This is a genomic window from Glycomyces artemisiae, assembly GCF_003002955.1.
Classification (GTDB): Bacteria; Actinomycetota; Actinomycetes; order Mycobacteriales; family Micromonosporaceae; genus Glycomyces; species Glycomyces artemisiae.
The window spans coordinates 269,927-289,333 of sequence record NZ_PVTJ01000006.1 but is presented as its reverse complement, the minus strand read 5'-3'; the positions used below and the strand labels follow the sequence as shown (position 1 = coordinate 289,333).

The 19,407-nt window shown below is 71.2% G+C and carries 22 protein-coding genes and 1 tRNA gene; 13 read left to right on the top strand and 10 right to left on the bottom strand.

Annotated elements, in window-relative coordinates:
- Positions 1–51: 51 nt before the first annotated feature.
- Positions 52–654, bottom strand: coding sequence for a Crp/Fnr family transcriptional regulator (locus tag B0I28_RS17065; protein WP_106365035.1), 603 nt, complete (start codon positions 652–654; stop codon positions 52–54).
- Positions 655–918: 264 nt separating this feature from the next.
- Between B0I28_RS17065 and B0I28_RS17060 the strand changes: the two genes are divergently transcribed.
- The 6 genes from B0I28_RS17060 to thpD all read left to right on the top strand — a co-directional run bounded on the left by B0I28_RS17060 (position 919) and on the right by thpD (position 5,992).
- Positions 919–1,488, top strand: coding sequence for a hypothetical protein (locus B0I28_RS17060; protein ID WP_106365034.1), 570 nt, complete (start codon positions 919–921; stop codon positions 1,486–1,488).
- The gene (locus B0I28_RS17055) at positions 1,485–2,501 is read left to right on the top strand and encodes a nucleoside triphosphate pyrophosphohydrolase (protein WP_106365033.1); all 1,017 of its coding nucleotides are present in this window, start codon (positions 1,485–1,487) and stop codon (positions 2,499–2,501) included. The genes B0I28_RS17060 and B0I28_RS17055 overlap by 4 nt, the downstream gene beginning before the upstream one ends.
- 86 nt (positions 2,502–2,587) lie before the next feature.
- Complete coding sequence (ectA, locus tag B0I28_RS17050; RefSeq protein ID WP_106365032.1) at positions 2,588–3,265, top strand: diaminobutyrate acetyltransferase; 678 nt, start codon at positions 2,588–2,590, stop codon at positions 3,263–3,265.
- A gap of 109 nt (positions 3,266–3,374) precedes the next feature.
- On the top strand, positions 3,375–4,649 hold the full coding sequence (gene ectB, locus B0I28_RS17045) for a diaminobutyrate--2-oxoglutarate transaminase (RefSeq protein WP_106365031.1): 1,275 nt from the start codon (positions 3,375–3,377) through the stop codon (positions 4,647–4,649).
- A complete protein-coding gene (locus B0I28_RS17040; RefSeq protein ID WP_106365030.1) occupies positions 4,646–5,059 on the top strand; it encodes an ectoine synthase in 414 nt (137 codons plus the stop codon). The genes ectB and B0I28_RS17040 overlap by 4 nt, the downstream gene beginning before the upstream one ends.
- Before the next feature lie 45 nt (positions 5,060–5,104).
- Positions 5,105–5,992, top strand: a complete 888-nt coding sequence (gene thpD / locus B0I28_RS17035; RefSeq protein WP_106365029.1) for an ectoine hydroxylase — start codon at positions 5,105–5,107, stop codon at positions 5,990–5,992.
- Positions 5,993–6,144: 152 nt separating this feature from the next.
- Here thpD and B0I28_RS17030 read toward each other — a convergent pair whose 3' ends face one another.
- The 4 genes from B0I28_RS17030 to B0I28_RS17015 form a co-directional block, all read right to left on the bottom strand.
- On the bottom strand, positions 6,145–7,710 hold the full coding sequence (locus B0I28_RS17030) for a hypothetical protein (protein ID WP_106365028.1): 1,566 nt from the start codon (positions 7,708–7,710) through the stop codon (positions 6,145–6,147).
- A 19-nt stretch (positions 7,711–7,729) separates the two neighbouring features.
- Positions 7,730–8,242, bottom strand: a complete 513-nt coding sequence (locus B0I28_RS17025) for a SigE family RNA polymerase sigma factor (protein ID WP_106365027.1) — start codon at positions 8,240–8,242, stop codon at positions 7,730–7,732.
- Positions 8,243–8,392: 150 nt separating this feature from the next.
- Positions 8,393–8,995 carry a permease prefix domain 1-containing protein gene (locus B0I28_RS17020; RefSeq protein ID WP_106365026.1) on the bottom strand — a complete coding sequence of 201 codons (603 nt, stop codon included), beginning with the start codon at positions 8,993–8,995 and terminating at the stop codon, positions 8,393–8,395.
- The gene (locus B0I28_RS17015) at positions 8,992–9,309 is read right to left on the bottom strand and encodes a PadR family transcriptional regulator (RefSeq protein WP_106365025.1); all 318 of its coding nucleotides are present in this window, start codon (positions 9,307–9,309) and stop codon (positions 8,992–8,994) included. The genes B0I28_RS17020 and B0I28_RS17015 overlap by 4 nt, the downstream gene beginning before the upstream one ends.
- A gap of 68 nt (positions 9,310–9,377) precedes the next feature.
- On the opposite strand from B0I28_RS17015, the gene B0I28_RS17010 reads away from it, so the two are divergent.
- From B0I28_RS17010 to B0I28_RS16990, 5 genes are all read left to right on the top strand, one after another.
- Positions 9,378–9,962 (top strand): hypothetical protein, encoded by a 585-nt coding sequence (locus tag B0I28_RS17010; RefSeq protein WP_106365024.1) that lies wholly within the window; start codon positions 9,378–9,380, stop codon positions 9,960–9,962.
- A 127-nt stretch (positions 9,963–10,089) separates the two neighbouring features.
- Positions 10,090–10,164, top strand: a tRNA-Gln gene (locus B0I28_RS17005).
- Positions 10,165–10,341: 177 nt separating this feature from the next.
- A complete protein-coding gene (locus tag B0I28_RS17000; RefSeq protein WP_219926815.1) occupies positions 10,342–10,998 on the top strand; it encodes a hypothetical protein in 657 nt (218 codons plus the stop codon).
- Between the two features lie 63 nt (positions 10,999–11,061).
- Entirely contained in the window at positions 11,062–11,775 is a 714-nt protein-coding gene (locus B0I28_RS16995; RefSeq protein WP_219926814.1) for a hypothetical protein, read from the top strand.
- 21 nt (positions 11,776–11,796) lie between these two features.
- A complete protein-coding gene (locus tag B0I28_RS16990) occupies positions 11,797–12,285 on the top strand; it encodes a hypothetical protein (RefSeq protein WP_146148136.1) in 489 nt (162 codons plus the stop codon).
- A 59-nt stretch (positions 12,286–12,344) separates the two neighbouring features.
- Here B0I28_RS16990 and B0I28_RS16985 read toward each other — a convergent pair whose 3' ends face one another.
- Positions 12,345–13,379 (bottom strand): SDR family NAD(P)-dependent oxidoreductase, encoded by a 1,035-nt coding sequence (locus B0I28_RS16985; protein WP_106365022.1) that lies wholly within the window; start codon positions 13,377–13,379, stop codon positions 12,345–12,347.
- Positions 13,380–13,453: 74 nt separating this feature from the next.
- Here B0I28_RS16985 and B0I28_RS16980 point away from each other — a divergent pair, with 74 nt between their 5' ends.
- Entirely contained in the window at positions 13,454–14,371 is a 918-nt protein-coding gene (locus B0I28_RS16980) for an AraC family transcriptional regulator (protein ID WP_106365021.1), read from the top strand.
- Here the strand turns inward: B0I28_RS16980 and B0I28_RS16975 are convergent.
- Together B0I28_RS16975 and B0I28_RS16970 are read right to left on the bottom strand one after the other, a co-directional pair.
- Positions 14,368–15,621, bottom strand: a complete 1,254-nt coding sequence (locus tag B0I28_RS16975) for an MFS transporter (RefSeq protein WP_106365020.1) — start codon at positions 15,619–15,621, stop codon at positions 14,368–14,370. The two genes, B0I28_RS16980 and B0I28_RS16975, sit on opposite strands and share 4 nt — an antisense overlap.
- Before the next feature lie 43 nt (positions 15,622–15,664).
- Complete coding sequence (locus B0I28_RS16970; RefSeq protein ID WP_106365019.1) at positions 15,665–16,111, bottom strand: MarR family winged helix-turn-helix transcriptional regulator; 447 nt, start codon at positions 16,109–16,111, stop codon at positions 15,665–15,667.
- An 86-nt stretch (positions 16,112–16,197) separates the two neighbouring features.
- On the opposite strand from B0I28_RS16970, the gene B0I28_RS16965 reads away from it, so the two are divergent.
- Complete coding sequence (locus B0I28_RS16965; protein WP_106365157.1) at positions 16,198–16,722, top strand: NUDIX hydrolase; 525 nt, start codon at positions 16,198–16,200, stop codon at positions 16,720–16,722.
- On the opposite strand, the gene B0I28_RS16960 is transcribed toward B0I28_RS16965, so the two are convergent.
- A complete protein-coding gene (locus B0I28_RS16960; protein ID WP_106365018.1) occupies positions 16,716–17,834 on the bottom strand; it encodes an ARPP-2 domain-containing protein in 1,119 nt (372 codons plus the stop codon). The two genes, B0I28_RS16965 and B0I28_RS16960, sit on opposite strands and share 7 nt — an antisense overlap.
- Positions 17,831–19,288, bottom strand: a complete 1,458-nt coding sequence (locus B0I28_RS16955) for a hypothetical protein (RefSeq protein WP_219926813.1) — start codon at positions 19,286–19,288, stop codon at positions 17,831–17,833. The genes B0I28_RS16960 and B0I28_RS16955 overlap by 4 nt, the downstream gene beginning before the upstream one ends.
- Between the last annotated feature and the right edge of the window lie 119 nt (positions 19,289–19,407).

The window sequence follows — 19,407 nt, the reverse complement described above, 5'->3', positions numbered from 1 at the left end:
CGATGGCGAATGTCCAACGTTGGACACATGAGAGAGTGTCAAGTATCACAGTTAGGTTCGGCTGGCGCGGCGCGCGAGCGCGGCTCGGTCGAGCACTTCGAGCAGTCCTCGACCGATGCGGATGAAGCCGGCGTCCCGCCAGTTCGCGAGCAGCCGGGTGACCGAACTCCGGGCCACGCCGAGTGCATCCGATATTTGCTGCTGTGTCATGGGAACCGCTGCATCATTGCGAACCGGATCGGCGTTGAGGATCTCCATCAGGAGCAGCGCCATCCGCTGTTCGGTCTGGAGGTTGCTCGCCTGCCAAAGCCGCTTGGGAATCTGCCTGTACTTGTGGAGGATGTACTGCTGCAAGGCTTCCTCAAGGCCGAGGCGACGAATCGCGGCATCGAAGGAGCCGGGTGTGAAGACCACGGTTTCGCAATGTTCGAGCGTCCACACCGTCGCCATATGTGCACCATGGTCCTGCTGTGCATACTCCCCGAGAAGGTCTCCGGGCCCGCGGATCGCCATAAGGACTTCGTGTCCGCCGGGTTCGGTGTACGAGATCCGCACTCTGCCGTTTACAAGGGCGTAGACGCGTTCGCTGATTGCGCCCTGGTCAAGAAGTCGACTTCCGGCCTTACATGAGCTTCGGCTGCCGTTCGTGAGCATCGCGTTCCAGGATTGGACGCCGGTGAGGGCCAGGAAACCGCGGTTATGGAGAGCTTGTGAAGGTGTTGTCACTCAACGTTCCTATCCGTCGGCAATCCAACTTGCTGTCGGAAACCTGACACCTCTCATGTGAAAGCGAAGATATGTCGTTGTGCCGGTACGCGGTGTGCCGGCCTCGGGTGGGCGGATTGTGGAGCGTTTGCTTGTGAGGTTAAGGTCACAGGGGCTGTCGATCGGGCGGCCTTGGCAATGAAGGGGAGTGCTGTGCGCACACTGAGACTGGCGGGTGTCGCCGCGGTCGGGCTGCTCGTGCTGGGGGCCTGCGGGAGTCAGCAGGGGGCGGCGCTGTTCGTCGGGGACGAGCGGGTGCCCGAGTCCACGATCGACGGTTACGTGACGACGATCGCGGACTTCCGCGAGGAGCAGGGCGAGGACCTGAGCGTCTTCGACTACTCGGGCGACCGGGAGCAGGTCGTCGTGTACGTGCTGTACTCCGAACTGGGCCACGCCATCGGGCTCGACCCGGTGGACGGCGCGGGCGCCGACGAGCTGGAGACCATCGCGCTCGAAGCGGAGCAGTACTTCCAGGCGCTCGTGGCCGAGTCCGAGCCGCGGCCGCTCACCGAAGACGAGGTCGCGCGCATCGCCGAGGCCGCGCAGACCGATGCGAACGTCGCCGGGTACAGCCAGGAGGACCTGGAGCTCCTCGCCGGGTTCACCGACGACCTCGCCGCGTACGTCGAGGAGTACGACATCTCCGTGAACCCCCGCTACGGCGACTTCGACCTCAGCCCGCTCCCCTCGGTGTTCCCCGTCGAGGTCCCGCAGCGTTGAGCACCGTCACCTGGCTCCTGACCTCCCCTCGCATCCCCGCCGGACTCCTCACCGTCGAGGCGTGGGACGCCCTGCAAGAGGCCGAGGCGGTGGCCGCGTTCGACGAGACGCCCGCCGTGGCGGCGATCCGCGACGCCGGGATCGACGTCGACATCGTCGAGGACGCCGCCGAGTTCCTTGAGGAGGGCGGCGTCTGGATCGTCGGCGAGGACGGCGACGAGGAGCTGCGCGAAGCGCTCGCGGAGTACGTCGCGGGCGGCGAGGTCGAGCTCGAAGTCGTCTACGGCTCTTGGGATCCGCCCGGCGCGCGCCTGCTCGACCTCGTCGAGGCCGTCGCGCGCCTCCACGCCGAGGACGGCTGCCCGTGGCACCGGGCCCAGACCCACCGGAGCCTGGGCCCGTACCTGCTGGAGGAGTCTTACGAGGTCCTCGACGCGATCGCCGGGGGCGACCCCGACGAACTGCGCGAGGAGCTCGGCGACCTGCTGTTCCAGCCGCTCCTGCACGCGTCGCTCGCGGAGGACTTCGACATCGACGACGTCGCGGGGGACCTGGTGGAGAAGATCATCCGCCGCCACCCGCACGTGTGGGGCGACGCCGACCCCGACGACCTGTACGAGCACTGGAACGAGGCCAAGGCCGCCGAGAAGCCGCACCGGGACCACCCGGCCGACGGCGTCTCCCGCCAGCTGCCCTCGCTCGCCCTGGCCGCCAAGGTCATCGAGCGCTTCAGCGACCAGGGCGAGCCGCTGGAGCTGCCGGAGCTGCCCGACGGGATGAAGCTCGCGCCGGAGGACGTCGGGGACTTCCTGCTCGCCGCCGTCAGCGCCGCACGCCAGGCCGGAGTCGATCCCGAACTCGCACTGCGCCATGCGATCACCGAGCGCGCCGGGCTCGAACGCCTTGACCCGCAAGGGCACGGCGCCGACGACGAGGCCGAGTACGAGACCGAGTACGAGGACGACGAATACGATGACGAGGCCGAGACCTCCGAAGGCGGGCGCCGAGTATAGACGCAACCGCGATTCTGTGCGGAAAACTTCACAATATCGTTCTGTTGGGCTTAACAATCAGTCCGATCTTTGTTACGGTCGTCCCCATGCCATCCGGTGACGCAAGTGTTCCGAGCCCGGCAGGGGCCGACACCCAGGTCAAAGAACCGGGCGGCCCCGCGGGGCCGCCCGATCCGGGCTCCCCGACCCGTTTTCACCTGGGCTCGCCGAGCCCGGCGGACGGGGGCCCGATGGAACGGCTCGCCCGTGAATCGGGGGGCCTCGACGTGAACAGCAGGTACGCCTACCTGCTGTGGTGCCGCGACTTCGCGGACACCAGCGTCGTCGCTCGCGCGGGAGACCGCCTGGCGGGCTTCATCACCGGATACCGGCGCCCGGCCGCGCCCGACACGCTCTTCGTGTGGCAGGTGGCCGTGGGCCCGGACTTCCGCAGGCGCGGACTGGCATCGCGCATGCTCGGCCACCTGGCCGAGACCGTGCGCGCCCAAACCGGGGTCCGCTTCGTCGAGGCGACCGTGACCCCCGACAACAAAGCGTCGATGCACTTGTTCGAGTCGTTCGCGCAGGCGAACGACGCGGACTTGACGCGCGACGTGCTGTTCTCCGAGCACGAGCTCGGCTCCGGACACGAACCCGAAGTGCTGCACCGCATCGGGCCGCTTGCGCGCCCGATCGGAGTGATCGGTGGGCCGCTGCGCCCGGACCGAGCGCTCGGTGGGCCGCTGACGCCCCCGGGCGGCACGACGGGCCGCGCCCGGGACTGAGTTCGCCCGCCCTACCCGGGCACCGACAAGCGCCGGCCCGGGTAAGCGCCCGTCCGCACCTGCGGACGGGGAGCGGAGGACCGCTGAACAGGCCGACCCAGAGAGACTCATGCAGGTTTTCGAACAGGTCGAATCAGAAGTCCGCTCCTACTGCCGCAACTGGCCCACGGTGTTCTCCACCGCGAGGGGCAGCCGCATCACCGACGAGCAGGGAAGATCCTATGTGGACTTCTTCGCCGGTGCGGGCACCCTCAACTACGGCCACAACCACCCGGCGCTCAAGGAGGCGCTCCTCGCCTACCTGACCGAGGACAACGTCGTGCACACGCTCGACACGTACTCGACCGCCAAGCGCCGGTTCCTCGAATCGTTCCGCGACCTCGTGCTCGCGCCGCGGGGCCTCGACTACAAGGTCCAGTTCCCCGGCCCCGCGGGCAACAACGCCGTCGAGGCCGCGCTCAAGCTGGCCCGCAAGTACACCGGCCGCGAAACGGTCGTGTCGTTCACGAACGGCTTCCACGGGATGACCCTCGGGGCCCTCGCGGTCACCGGGAACTCCATGAAGCGCGGCGGCGCGGGCGTGCCGCTCAACAACGCCGCGACCATGCCGTACGACAACTACATGGACGGCCGCACGCCCGACTTCCTCTGGCTGCGAAGCCTCCTGGAGGACCCGGGCTCGGGGCTCGACCGGCCCGCCGCGGTCATCGTGGAGACCGTCCAGGGCGAAGGCGGCGTCAACGTCGCCTCCGACGCGTGGCTGCGCGGCCTCGAAGCGGTGTGCCGCGAGCACGAGCTGCTGTTCATCGTCGACGACATCCAGATGGGCTGCGGGCGCACCGGGCCGTTCTTCTCCTTCGAGCGCGCCGGGATCAGGCCCGACATCGTCACGCTCTCGAAGTCCTTGTCCGGCATGGGACTGCCGTTCGCGCTCACGCTCATGAAGCCGCACCTGGACGTGTGGGAGCCCGGCGAGCACAACGGCACGTTCCGCGGGTTCGCGCCCGCGTTCGTCACGGCCCAGGCCGCGCTGGAGACGTTCTGGCGCGACGACGACCTCACCGCCGCGGTCGACGACCGCGCCGCGTGGCTCGACGGCGAGCTGAACGGCATCGCCGAGTCCCATCCCGAGCTCGGCATCACCACGCGCGGCCGGGGCCTCGCCCGCGGCCTGGTCTTCACCGAGCCCGCGCACGCCGGGCAGGTCTGCCAGGAGGCGTTCGCGAACGGCCTGCTCATGGAGACCTCCGGCGCCGAGGACGAGGTCGTCAAGCTCCTCCCGCCGCTCACGACCACCAGGGACGACTTCGAGGAGGGCATCGGCATCGCCCGCGAAGCCGTCGCGACCGTTGCGAAGGAACACGAAGCGAGGAACGCCGCATGATCGTCAGAAGGCTCCAGGACCTCATCGGCACCGAAGCGGACGTCGAAGGCGGCGACCGCGACCGGGCCGCCGGGACGTGGCGCTCGCGCCGCCTGCTGCTCGCCGGGGACGGGACCGGGTTCTCCCTGCACGACACCGTCCTCTACGCGGGGACCTCCACGACCATGCACTACGCCAACCACGTCGAGGCCGTCTACGTCATCGAAGGGTCCGCGAAGCTCCGCGACCTGGAGAGCGGCGAGGTCCACGCGCTCGCGCCGGGGACGATGTACGTCCTCAACGGACACGAGCGGCACACCCTCGACGTCGAAGAGGACCTGCGCTGCGTGTGCGTGTTCAACCCGCCGGTCACCGGCCGGGAGGTCCACGACGCCGACGGCGTGTACCCCCTCATCACCGAAGAACCCTGACGGAACGCGCCGCATCCGCTGCGGCGCAGAGAGGAACGAACGACCATGTCGCCCACCGACCTCTATCCGACGCGCCGGTTCGACGAACCGCGCCTGATCTACCGCACCGAGGACCCCGCCGTCTGGGGCGGGGCCGCCGACGGGCCGCTCACGCAGCGGCACCTCGACGGGCACACGCAGCACGGCTTCACGCCCGTGGAGCAGCTGCTCACCCCGTCCGAGCTCGCCGCGGCGCAGAACGAGATCGAGCAGCTCCTCCACGACCCGTCCCTGGCAGGGGACGAGCGGGTCGTGCGGGAGCGGACCACCGACGAGGTGCGCTCGGTCTTCGACGTCCACAAGATCTCGCCGTTCTTCGCCGCGCTCATCCGCGACGAGCGGATCGCCGGGGTCGCGCGCCAGATCCTCGGCTCCGACGTGTACGTCCACCAGAGCCGGATCAACTACAAGCCCGGCTTCGGCGGCGCGCCCTTCGAGTGGCACTCGGACTTCGAGACCTGGCACGCCGAGGACGGCATGCCGCGCATGCGCGCGGTGAGCCTGTCGCTCGCGATGACCGAGAACTACCACTTCAACGGCTCGCTGATGATCATGCCGGGCTCGCACCAGACGTTCGTGTCGTGCATCGGCGAGACGCCCGCCGACAACCACAAGGCCTCGCTGGTGAAGCAGGAGATCGGCACGCCCGACCAGGCGTCGCTGCGGCTCCTCGCCGACAAGTACGGCATCCACCAGTTCACCGGCCCCGCCGGGTCGGCGGTCTGGTTCGACTCGAACTGCATGCACGGCTCGAACGGGAACATCACGCCGTTCCCGCGCTCGAACCTGTTCATCGTGTTCAACGCCGTCGACAACTCGCTGGTCGAGCCGTTCGCGGCCGACCGGCCGCGCCCCGAGTACCTCGGCTCGCGCGACTGGCAGGTCCTCAACTAGCCGTCCCCTGGACGCCTCGGTGAGGACCGGGGGACCCCGCGTCCCCTGGCAGGGCGTGGCGCGGCCTCGGCTCCGGTGGAGCCGGGGCCGCATCGCGTCCGCGACGGCCGCCCCGCTCGCCGAGGTGCGGCCTCACGCCCGCGCTCGGCGCCTCACTCCGCGAGGACCGGCTCCGCGTCCGCGTCGTACACCGGCGCCGGGAGCGCCGCGACGATCGCCGTCAGCTCCTCCGCGGTGAGCCCGAAGTCCGGGTCCTGGAACGAGATCCGCATCATGACCGCCCAGCCGTCCGGGTCGACCACCGTGACCTCGTACTCGCCCTCGAACCACGGCTCGTCGATCCCCATCTCGGGATCCGCGTCGTGCTCGACGCGCGTCTCAGCGACGTACGCGGTGCCGCCGCCCCCGACCCCGGCCTCGGTGCAGTCGCCCCGGCGGCAGTCGGAGAGGTACGGCCCGTCGGCGTCGGCGTCGCCGAAACCGGCCACCCAGCCGCCGGGCAGCGTGTACACCAGGTCGAACGGCACGGGCGAGGACTCGCCCTCGACCGGCATCTCGCCGTTCATCACGTACTCGCGCAGCGCCACCTCGCCGTCGCGCACGGGGTCGGCCGGGTCGAGCTCGGGCATCACCCACGGCTCGAACACCACCGCCCCCGGCACTCGGTCGGCGAGCACCGTCCCGGCGTCCACGGCGGTCGCCAGCGCGCCGTCCTCGGCCCACGGCCGCCACGAGTCGTCCGACGCGAGCCATCCCGGAGGCACGTCCACGACCTCCCCGACGCCGTGCAGGTCCGCCGTGTCGAAGTCCGTCTCCGGCATGGCGAGGACCGCGTCGGCGAACCGGCCCGCATCGACGGCGACCTCGCCGTGGCCGTCGACGTCGCAGCCGTCCCAGGAGGCCCGGAGCCCGGACCCGTTGGGGTAGACCACGGCCGCGTGCAGCTCGCAGCCGTCGGCGGCGGTGTAGAGGACCCGGCCGTCGTCGAGTCCGGTCCGCTCGAACTCGTCCGCGTCGTCGTCGATGAGGTGCTGCGGGAAGTACTGCTCGCCCGTGGGCCCCGGCTCGTCGGTCCAGCCGCCCGGCAGCAGCGCCTCCACGTCGAGCAGGACCCGGCCGCCGGCGCCCTCCTCGTCAAGGCCGATCTGGACCGACGCGAGGTAGCTGTAGAGCTGCACCTGGCCGTAGTTCCCCGGGCTGGTGTGCCCGCTGAACGCGAGCTCGCCCCTGTCGGCGACGTACTGGAGGTCCTGCGCGGCCTCCTCGGGGCTCACGCCGTGCTCCTCGGCGTACTCCTGGATCTCCTGCGCCGTGGGCTCGTACATGACCGTCGTGAAGTCGGACTCCTGGAACAGGCCGGTCTCCAGCAGCAGCGGGGCGAACGCGTCCCGTGCGGCGTCGGTGAGCGCCTGCGCGGTCTCCTCGTCGCTGAAGCCCTCCTCCCCGGGCATCGGGTAGCCCGACAGGGCCGGGTCCGGGTCCTCCCCGGCCGCGGGCGGGTCGTCGACCAGGAACCCCGGCAGGCCCGCGATCGACAGGGCCAGCACCCCCGCGATGGCGGCGACGCCGGTCGCGGCCGCGCTCGCGAGGGCCGCGCGGTGGCGGCGGCGCGCCTTGTATCCGTCGCTGACGATGCGGTCGAGGTCGAACGAGCCGGACGGCGGCTGCTCGGGCATGAGCTCCCGGAGCACCGCGCCGGGGTCGTCTTGCAGATTCATGGTGGTTCGCTTCCTTCCGCTACGCCCGGGCAGGCACGGCGGCGTCGGTGAGGAGTTCGCGCATCTTCGCGATTCCCTTGGCGCACTGGCTCTTCACGGTTCCCGCGGAGCAGCCCATGGCCGCCGCGGTCTCGTCGACCGACAACTGCTCCCAGTACCGCAGGACCAGCGTCGCCCGCTGCCGCGGCGGCAGCCGGTCCAGCGCCGCGGCGAGTTCGAGCCGCACGTCGACCTCCTCCTGGGGGCGGTCGAGCCGCCGCACCGGCAGCTCGTCGCTGGCGCGCTCGCGGCGCACCCACGACAGGCGGCGGTGCGAGAAGTACACGTTCGTGACGATGCGCCGCACGTACGCGGGCGCCCCGCCGGGCTCGACGCGCCTCCACGCGGCGAACATCTTCGTCAGGGCCTTCTGCACGATGTCGTCGGCCTCGAACCAGTCCCCGCACAGCAGGTAGGCGTACCGCCGCAGGCTGTCGCGCTGGGCGATCGCGAAGGAACGGAACTCGGCCTCTTGCTGCTCCTCGGTCTCCACTGGGCCTCTTTCACATGACGGGTAGGGGCCCGGCCCCGCGCACGGTGGTGGATGGCGACGCGGCCCGGCACGCTGAATACGCGGCCGGGCCGGACGCGGTTGCCCGGTGTGGGAGGTTTTCTCCGTCTCGCGGCCGAGCCCTCTGCGCCGCTAGGAGATCGCCGCGCGGGCCGTCCGCAGCGCCCGCACCGACGCGGTGCACACGAGGATCGACCCCGCCGCCGACGCCGCGGTCAGGGCGGCCCAGGCCCCGGTCGGCCCCTGCCCGTCGGCGACCATCGCGATGAGGGCCGAGCACCCGAGCGCGGTGGCGATCTGGACCAGGCCGAGGAGGCCGCAGAGGCGGGCGGCCCGGCGTTCGAGGTGGCCGGTGAGCACGAGCGCGGCCGCGCCGAACGCGACGGCGGTCGCGGCGTCGACCACGCGCGCCAGGAGGGTCGCGGCCAGCCCGGGGTCGCCGTCGCCGCCGAACACGTCCCACATGATCGTCATGGCGGGCAACGCGATCAGGAGCGTCCACGCGGTCTGGCGGGCCTGCGCGGCCTCCAGCTCCCGCTGGACCTCGGCGGCGACGATCCGCGGCTCGCCGAACTCCGATGCGGCCCCGTCGACGGCCTCGCCCCGGCTCAGCCCGGCCGCGACGCGCTCGGCGACGGCCTCCTCGAAGCCGTCCTCGATCTCGGCGAGCATGTCCCGGCGGACCCGCCTGGGGCCTCGCAGCGGCGCGGCCACCGCGGCGATGTACTCGTTCATGCGCCGAGGACCGCCGACATGACCTCGCGCAGCGACTTCCAGTCCCGCACGCCCTTGTCGAGGGCCTTCAGGCCGTCCTCGGTGAGCGCGTAGACGCGCCGCCGCCGGCCCGCGTCCTGCGACCAGGTGCCGCGGATGCTTCCGGCGCGCTCCAGCCGCCGCAGCGCCGGGTAGACCGTGCCGCTGGGGAGGTCGAGCCGCTCGCCGCTGTGCTCGCGCAGGGCCGAGATGATCGCGTAGCCGTGGGCCTCACCGCGTTTGAGGGTGGCGAGGATGAGGGTGTCGAGCTGTCCGTGAATGCCGTCCGCGTCCATGGGTCCAGGCTACGCCCCGATAGGTAGACGGTCTTGTTATGTAGAGCTTCTACATGTAGTCTCTCTACATGAACAGACACCTCGCCACCGCCTCGCTCCTCCTCGGCCCCCTGCTCGGCGCGACCGCCACGTTCCTGTGGGAGAGCGACCGCTACGGCGTCACCGCCTCGACCGTCCTCATGTGCTCCACCGTCGCCTGGATCTACGGCCTCCTCGCCGTCTGGACCCGCATCGGCGAGCGTCGGCCCTGGCTCGGCGCCCTCGGCGCCGTCCTGTCCCTCGCCGGCTTCGCCGGCGGCATGGCCTTCAGCCTCCAGGGCTTCTTCGAAGGGATCTTCGGCGTCTCCGGCGCCGACTCCCTCGCCGCGGCCGCCGAGCATCCGGTCGCCTCCGCCGTCGTCCTCTGGATTCCCGGCCCCGCCTTCCCCCTCGCCCTCTGCGCCCTCGGCGCGGCCCTCCTCTGGACCCGCCTCGCCCCCCTCTGGCTCGGCCTCCTCCTCATCGCCTCCGGCGCCCTCTTCCCCCTCAGTCGCATCTCCCGCACCGAGTCCCTCGCCCACGCCGCCGACCTCCTCATCCTGGCCGCCTTCATCGCCCTCACCCTCACCTACCTGCGCCTCGACCGCCCCACCCCCGTGCCGACCTCCTCCTGACCACGACGGGCCCGCGCCCTTTCAGCCGAGTCGTCCCCATCACAGGAACCCGTTTGAAGGGGCGCGAGCCCGTCCGGTACAGTTACATCCCGTCAGCGCAACGAGCTTCGAGGCGCTACGACACCATTGGGGTATGGTGTAATTGGCAACACAGCTGATTCTGGTTCAGCCGTTCTTGGTTCGAGTCCAGGTACCCCAGCCATCATGAAGGCCCGCTTTTCGGCGGGCCTTTTTGTTTGTTCTTGTTTTGGCTTTTTGTGGCGGTCTGTCTGCGGGTTCGTGGGGCGTGTACTGCTCGTGTACGGGGCGTGTACTCCCGGTTTTCTAGGCTCGTGGAGGCCGGTCAGATGCGTTGGGCGGCCGGAAGGGGAGTCGCCTGATGACGAATGGTTCCGCGAGGCGGATGAGCGTGAAGGCCGTGTGCATGACCGTGGCGGTGTTCACGGCGGTGGCGGTGACGGCGGGGGCCGCGTGGGCGGCGTTCACCGACAACATGTATCCGACGCCGTACGCGAACCTGGCGTGCGTGGACGAGGGGAGTACGCCGAACGGGTACCTCTCGTGCCAGACGGACAACGCCACGTTGACGTACTACATGGACAGCGGCGGGTCGAACATGCTGGAGACGGTGGACCGCAACCGCGTCAACTACGTGATGGAGCACGTGTTCGAGCCGACTGACCTGACAGTGAGTCTGGACAGCACGCCGTCGTTCTCCGGGAGCGCCGAGACCGACATCGTGTACGAGGAGAGCGGCATCGGCGTCCCGTCGGGCGCCAGCGGCGTCACCTTCTGCAACGACGCGGCCGATCATCTGCGCTGCGACCAGCAGTACATCCGGATCCTCGGCGGCGGCCACTACGCGAACGGGCTCATCTGCCACGAGACCGGGCACGCCGTGGGGCTGCTGCACGGGGACCAGGCGTCGCCGGTGACGAGTCGGCGCGATGAGCGGCTCGGGTGCATGGAGGACCCGGTCAGTGACGGGGAGGTCCTCCAGGACAACAACATCGACAACATCAACGGCACCTACTGAGGAGGGCCCGTGCGTATTCGTACTCGAATTGCGGCGGCTGCCGGCGTTGTCGCCGCCGCTGCCTTGACCGGAATCGCCGTCACGGCCCTCGCCGCTCCCGCTCCGGAGGAGCAGGCCGCGCCTGAGCCCTCAGTGCTCATGGGGCATGGGGCCGACTACCTGCCGAGCATCACCGCGGACGACTGGGTGACCTACGCCGACCACGTGATCGTCGTCGAGGCCGTGTCGGAGGAGACGATCGCGCCCGGCGCGGAGGAGCTCGAACGCGGGGAGGGGATCATCGGCCGGACCGTCTCGCTCAACGTCGAGGACGTGCTGTGGTCGCGGGAGGGAGCCCCTGTCGCGGCGCCCGCGACCTGGAGCTTCAACGCCCTCGGGTGGCACTTCACCGACGGCGATACCGAAGGGGCCGTGGAGATGGCGCTGTACGGCTTCCCGCGGGTGGAGGTCGGTCACCAGTACGTGATGGCGATCCGGTGGGAGGCGGCCGTCTGCGACGAGGACGGCGAGTACACGCCGGCGCAGTGGCACGGCCTCGGCGAGGGGTCGGAGATCCCCTTCGACGGCGGGGTCCTCGGCAACGGCGAGTCCGAAGGCGCCGTGGAGGACGCGGCGGCGTTCGCCGCGGCGGCGGAGGACCTGCCGGATCAGGGCGTGGAGGAACTCCTCGCCGGTGAGGGCGCCGATGCGATCGTCGCCGCTCTGGAGAGCGCCGTTCCGGATGCCGCGGCGCAGGCCGAGGCGTCCGAGTTCTCGCTCATGCACTCCTGCGTGTAACCACCCGAAAGGACACCTCTCATGACGAATTCATCGAACCGGTTGCGGCGCAAGCTGAACCGCACCGCCCTCCACCTCACCGCGCTCCTCGCGGCCGTGCTCGCCGCCGTCTTCGCCGTGCCGTCGGCGGCCATGGCCGAGGCGAACTACTTCCAGGACTGCGAACTCGAACGCGTCGCATGCGTCTACGGCACGAAGGTCGCGGGCCCGATCGGCGAATGCATGACCGCGAACGCCGCCCACGGCAGCACCCAGGTCTGCATCCAGTACGACGGCGACTACGTCTACGTGCGCGACGGCGACAAGGACGGCTACGGGGCGACCGCCCTCGTCTACACCGAGTTCGGCTCCATCAACCACCGCTGGTGCGCCAACGCCGAAGGCTACGGCACCTGGGTCAGGTGCAACTTCGACTGGCGCGAGGACGGCGACCACGCCGTCGCCGGCGGCTACCTCATCCAGTACTACGAAGAAGTGATGATGCAGCTCTGGTGGTGGTCGGGCAAGTGACCGGCCGCGGGGCCCGGGCCGCACCGGCCCGGGCCCCGCTTCGCGTGGCGCGCAGAGCCTCAGACCTTGTGTCCGATCAGCTCTTCGCTCAGCTCCCACAGGCGCCGGGCTGAGGCCGGGTCGAGGGCGTAGGGGACCACGTCGGACTTGACGTCGGAGTCGGTGCCGAACTCGACGTCGTGCGGGTCCTCGTCGAGCGGGGAGAGGTCGTTGTCCTTGAGGTAGACGCCGCCGATGCCGTCGAGGAGCGGGCTGGCTGCGGCGAAGACGCTGGTGCTGGCGCCCTGCTGCGGAGTCTTCAGCTCGCGGTCGGGGTCGAGGATGAGCTCGCCGCGCTCGTCGGCCAGGCCCATGGCCCGCATCTGGTCGTCGCTGAGCCAGGGCTCGCGCTCCTCGCCTTCGGGGATCCAGGGGCCGAGCCGGGTGGTCATGACGATGCCGGGGTGGACGGCGAAGCCGCGGATGCCGTCCGCGGACCAGCGGCGGTCCAGCTCGACGGCGAACAGGACGTTCGCGGTCTTCGACTGGCCGTAGCCGAGCATGCCCATCTCGTCGTAGCCGTCCTTGAAATGCGGGTCGTCCCAGCGGATGTCGGAGATCCGGTGGCCCCCGGAGGTCAGGTTGACGACGCGCGCGCCGCGCGCGGACCGCAGCGCGGGCAGCAGGCCGAGCGTGAGCTGGAAGTGGCCGAGGTGGTTGACCGCGAACTGGGACTCGTAGCCGCGGGCGTCGCGCACGAGCGGGCCGGCCATGATGCCGGCGTTGTTGACGAGGGCGTGCAGGGGCCGCCCGGTCGCGAGGTAGCGGGCGGCGAACGCGTCGATCGAGGCGGGGTCGAGCAGGTCGAGCTGCGAGGTCTCGACGCGGTCGATCCCGGCGAGGGACGCGGCCGCGCGCTCGGGGTTGCGGGCGGCGACGGTGACCGCGGCGCCGGCCTTGCTCAGGGCGCGGACGGTCTCCAGTCCGATGCCGTTGTGGCCGCCGGTCACGACGATATGCCTGCCGGAGAGGTCGATTCCGGCGAGGACCTCGTCGGCGGTGGTCGCCGCGGTGAAGCCGGTGCCGATCGGGTGCTGTTTCGTGTGGTGTTCCATGGTTCGAGTCTGTCCCCGAACGGCCGGACTCTGAATAATTGCCAGTCCGTATTTCTTGCTTTAGAGTTCGGATCATGGAAAGCGATCACCTGTCGGAGGTCTTCGATCTCGTCGAGGTGCGCGGCGTCGTCTCGGGCGGATTCGCGGTCCGGGGCCCGTGGTTCACCGAGGCGGACGTCAGCGAGGCGATGAAGTTCACCGCGATGGTGGCGGGCCGCGCCCGGCTGTGGGCCGACGGCGTGGACGGGCCGATCGAGCTCGAAGCCGGCGACGTGGCGATCATGAACGCCCGCTCGTGGCTGCGCGCCGAAGGCGGTGGCGGCGACGGGCCGCGCAGGCGCGTCGAACCGGACCCGCGCTTCGCCGACGCAGGGCCCGTCGACCGGAGCGTCGACGACGTGATCATCGGCGGGCGCATCGAACTGAACGCCGCCGGGCAGGCGCTGCTCGCGCACGCGCTGCCGCCGGTGGCCCACGTGCGGGCCTCGGCCGCGACGGCCGGGACCGTCCAGGACCTGCTCGACCGGATGTTCGACGAAGGCGCGCGCGGGCGGGCCGGGTCGGCGTTCGCGCTGCGCCAGTACGGCCAGCTCCTGCTCCTCGAAGCCGTTCGATCCTATGTGGACCAGGCCGAGCTGCCCCCCGGGTGGCTCCGGGTCCTCACCGACGAGCGGCTCGGTCCGGCGCTCTCCCTCATGCACGCCGATCCCGGCGGGCCGTGGGGTCTCGACGCCCTCGCGAAAGCGGCGGCGATGTCGCGGACCTCGTTCGCCGAGCGGTTCCGGGCCGTCGCGGGAGTCCCGCCGCTGACCTACCTGCACCGCTGGCGGATGCTGCTGGCGCAGAAGGAGCTCCGCGACGGCGACGCTCGCGTCGGCGCGCTCGCGTCGCGTCTCGGCTACGGTTCCGAAAGCGCGTTCAGCACCGCCTTCAAACGCGAAGTGGGCGAATCCCCGCTGCGCTACAGGCTCCGCCACCGGGCGGCGGTCTAGGCCTCGTCGCCTACGGTGATGAGCTGGGCCTCGGTCTCGGCGTCCTGGTGCGGGCGGGTGAGGTGGGCGAGGGTGCCGCGGCCGAGGGCGAGCATGGTGATGGCGATGATGAGCGCGGCCACGGCGAACCAGTACGGGGCGCCGTCGCCCCAGGTCTCGGCGATGCCGCCGGTGACGGCCGGGGCGATGGCCCCGCCGAGGAACCGCACGCCTGAGTAGGTGGAGGACGCGACGCCTCTCGGCAGGGTCGTGGCCTCCATGACGGTCTCCGTCAGCGCGGTGTTGAGGACTCCCAGGAAGAGGCCCGCCAGGATCACCACCGTGATGAGGAGCGGGGCGGAGTCGACGCCGATGCCCATGACCGCCAAGGCGACGCCGAGGAGCGCGAACATCGAGTAGAGCACCGGGAGCAGGCCGAAGCGGCGGGTCAGGAGCGGCGCCGCGAAGACCGACGTGACCGCGACGGCCGCGCCCCAGCCGAAGAACACCAGTCCCAGTTCGTGCGCGCCGAAGTCGAGGCCGGACTGCGCGGCGGCCGCCTCGATCGGGTAGGGGGAGTAGGCGAGCAGGGTGAAGAACGCGTAGTTGTAGAACAGCGCGGTGACCGCGAGGGTGCGCAGCGCCGGATCGCGGAGGGCCGTGAAGCCCGCGGTGAGCGGGACCGGGGCCGGCGTAGCCGCGGGTCCCTTCAGCAGCACGACGATCGCGATCAGGGCGATCGCCATGAGGACCGCCGTACCGAAGAACGGCCCGCGCCACGACGCCTCGCCGAGTGCGCCGCCCAGGAGCGGGCCCACCGCGAGGCCGATGCCGAGCGCCGCTTCGTAGAGGATCACGGCCTGGCGGCTGCCGCCGGAGGCCGCACCGACGATCGAGGCGAGCGCCGTCGAGATGAAGAGGGCGTTGCCGAGGCCCCATCCGGCGCGGAAGCCGATGATCTGGCCGACCGTGTCCGAGGCGCCCGCGAGTCCGGCGAAGACCACGATGAGCGCGAGCCCGGCGATGAGCGTGCGCTTGACGCCGACGCGGCTGGAGATGAAGCCGCTGAAGAACATCGCGACCGCGGTGATCATGAGGTAGCTCGTGAACAGCAGCATCGTCTGGGACGGCGAGGCGCGGAGGCCCTCGCTGATCGCGGGCAGGATCGGGTCCACGAGGCCGATCCCCATGAACGACACCGCGCACGCGAACGCGATGGCCCACACCGCCGTCGGCTGGCGCAGGATCGACGCCTTCTCGGGCTGTTCCATTCGGGCACTTCCTCCTATGCACAGGGCCGCGGGGCCCCGGGGTTCATTCCTTGTTGAGCCGGTCGGAGAGCGCTTCGAGCAGGTCGACGGCGCGGGCCAGCACGGCCAGGTCGTCGTCGCCGAGCGCTTCGAGCGCGGGCCGCACCTTCGCGGCGGCGCGCATCCGGAACTCGTGGAGCTCGTCGGCCCCGGCCTCGGTGAGGCTCACGACGGCGGCCCGCGCGTCGGCCGGGTCGGCGCGGCGCACCACGAGGCCGTCGGCTTCGAGGCGGTTCACGGCCGCGGTCATCGCGGGCTGCGTGATCGCCTCGCGCAGGGCCAGTTCGCCCACGCGCAGGTCGCCGTCCTGCTGGAGGTTGGCCAGCGCGCGCAGCGAGATGAGGGACCGGCGGGTCCCGGCCTTGCGGGACGCGGTCCGCGCGAAGCGGCTCGCCTGGGAGGTGAGTCGCGCGGAGAACTGGTCGAGGTCGTCGGGGTCCCGTGAAACCATAGAGAAATTATATACACTGCTTATGTAAATCGGCGAACGAGCGCCCGGAGGCGGCGCGGCCGGGGGTGCGCTGGCACAATGGCCCGGTGTCCATCACCATCGCCCACCTGCGCGAACACTTGACGGCCTATCTCCACCGCTGGCCCGAGTCCGAGTGCGAGGTCCGGCCGCTGCTCGACCTCGACTCCCCGTCCGGCTTCGACCGCTCGACGGTCCCCGGGCACGTGACGGCCTCCGCGATCGTCCTCAACGCCGCGGACGAGGTGCTCCTCATCCACCACCGCGCGCTCGACCGCTGGTTCCAGCCCGGCGGGCACCTCGAACCCGGCGACGAGTCCCTTCCGGCCGCGGCCCGGCGCGAGGCGGTCGAGGAGACCGGGCTCGGCGCGCTCGAACTCCTCGACCCGGCGCCGATCCACATCGACGTCCACCCGATCCCGGCGAACCCGCGCAAAGGCGAAGCGGCCCATGATCACTACGACGTGCGCTACCTGTTCCGCGCCGCCGGCACGGACCTGACCCCGGCCGCCGCGGAGGTCCACGCCGCCGAGTGGCGCCCGGTGGGCGACCTCGACAGCGATGACCTGATCGCGCGCCTGAAGTCCTACTGACCCCGGTGCCGCGCCAGGTTCCGGTCGGCGACGTCGCGGCGCAGCATCCAGTCCAGGTCCGAGTTGTGCAGCAGCGCGACGAGCGCGGGCGTCGACAGGCCGAGCGCTTCGGCGGTCGCTTCGAGCCTCCACTCGTTCACCGAGAGTGCTTCGAGGAGCCGCGCCCGGCGGACGTGGGTCTCGGAGAGCCGGAACGACTGGAGGAACGCGGGGCGGCCCTGCGCGTCCATGATCGCCTCGCCCACATGGGCTTCACGCACTGAGGCGAACGTAGGACGGTACCTGACGAGGCGGAATTCCGCCATCGCGCAGGTCTCGGTGAAGTGGTACTCGGGGTCGAGGAGGCCCGCCGCGAGGGCCCCGTCGTGGAACGCGGCCCATTCGCGCTGGACGGCGCGGGCCCGGGCCCGCAGGTCCGCGAGCGAGTCCACACGGGACGCGTCGATGCGGGCCTCGAACTCGGGCACCGCGTCGTACAGCATCGAGTACCGCCAGATCAGCTCGCCGTAGGAGTCCTCGACGAGTGTCGGGTGCAGCCGCCGGTAGTCGTCGGGGTGCGGGGTGACGAGGACGCCCGAGAGCGCGTCGGCGACGTACACGAGCACGCCGCACTGGCCGGGATGGATCTCGAAGACCCGCAAGGCATCCGCGAGGCCGTCGACCAGCGCGCCCGAGTACGTGCGGTCCGGCAGCGGCAGCAGGCTGTGCCGGAACGCCCGCGAGGACCACTCCGGCCAGGCGACGACCGGGGCCCTGAACGCCAGCGGCAGGTACGTCTCCAGAGCGCCGCGGCGCGGCACGAACCGCACGCGGGTGCGCCGGTCCCCGAACCGCGGCTTCGCCTTCGGCCGCCGCGAACCGCGCACTGTGGACGCCGCCATCCGCATCGCGGTCCCGAACTCGGGCACGCCCGAGCCGTCGCCGGTCCACTCGGCGGTGAGCCCGTGCGGGGTGTACCAGCAGCCGTCCGCGGGCAGGCCCAGGTCCTCCAGCCCGCCGGGGTGCATGCGCAGGCCCTCCACGGGCGCCTCGCGCACGAGCGGCACCAGCCGGACCTGGCCCCAGACCTGGCCCGGGCGGGTCTCCAGGCCCGCGAACGTCAAGCGGCTCATCTGTCCTCCTCGGCGAGCCAGCGCTCGACGCGCGCGTCGACGGCGGCGCGGAGTTCGGCGATCCCGGAGCGGCCGTCGTCAAAGCGGGCGAACGCCACGAGCTCGGGCAGGTCCTCGGCGTCGCGGATGCCCGCGGTGGGCACGCCGGGGGCGAGGCGGCGCACGCCGATGCCGTCGGCGTCGAACACCGGGTTCAGGTGCACGATCGCGGTGCGCCGCTGCGGATCGAGGCGCACGGCCCAGACGCGCAGGACCTCCGCGGCGAGCCCGGCGGGCGCGTTGTCCCAGCCGTCGGAGACGACGACGAGCGTCTCCGGCCCGGTCTCCAGGGCGTCGAGGATCCGCTCGCCGAGCGCGGTGACGCCGCGCGGCTTCGCCAGCAGCGCATCGTCGTTGCCCGAGAGCCACAGCGGCCGGTACTCGCCCGCGAGCGCTTCGAGCAGGAAGTGCGCGGCGAGTGCGACGACGAGGGGCCGCCGCCGCTTCTCGGTGGAGCCGCTCGCCGAGTACGAGTCGTCGAGGACGGCCGCAACGGCACCCCACGTCCCGGCCCGGTCCCCGGCGGTCCGGCGCGCCGCGGCCCGCAGCGCGCCCGTGAGTTCTGCGCGCCGCTCCTCGCGCTCGTTCGCGGGGATCGCGAGGACGTACGCGGCGAGCCTGGTCAGCGGCATCCGCCCGAGCGCGGCGGCGTCGAGCGCGACGGCCTCGCCGCCGCTGCGCTGGAGCCGCAACCGCTCGTTCCTGGTGAGCTGCGGCGCGATCCCCTCCAGGAACGCCCCGCGGGGGATGCGGTGCGCGGCCGCGAAGCCTTCCGCGACGGTGTACGGCAGCTCGAAGACCGCGGCCCGCTCGTAGTGGGCGCGCCGCCACGTCTCGAACAGCGGCGTGCGGAACTTCCCGATCGCCTTGGGCGCGAACAGGAACGCGGCGAGCTCGTCGCCCGCCTCGCCGGGGAGCCCGTCGAGGTCGAGGTGCGCGTGGACGGCGGCGCGCTTGAACGCGCCGCGGTACTTGACGGCCTCGAAGCCGAGATCCGGCCGCGCCGCGAGCCATTCGCGCATGACGGCGCGGGTGCGCCGGTTGTTGACCTTCGCCTTCTGGAGGGCCGTGAACAGCCGGTACACGCGCGAGGCCGGGAGGTCGCGCAGGGCCCGCCGGATGAGGCGGCCCTCGACGGCGCGCTGCGCGGGCACCGCGTCGGCGCCGGTGCTCAGGAGCCGCTGCACGATCCGGGCCTTGTTGCGGTCGTTGATGCCGAGGGCGAGCGCGGCGGCGTACAGGTCGCGGTAGTTCACGAGCATGTACTCGTGGAGGAAGTCCACCGACCAGGTCTGGCGTTCCCTCCCGGTGTGGAACTCGTCCTGCCCGGTGGCGGCGACGGCCGCGTTCACGAACAGCAGCACGTCCTCGGCGGCGGTGAGGTCGGCGACGGACTCCATTGGGGCCTTCAGCATTCGGAGGGGAACGGGGTGCCGGCCGGGGAGCGGGCGGCGCGATGGCGAAAGAGCGCTTAAGAAACGGATCCGGAAATCGCACCTGAGTCCCGCGGCCGGCCGGTCCACTGTATCGGCTC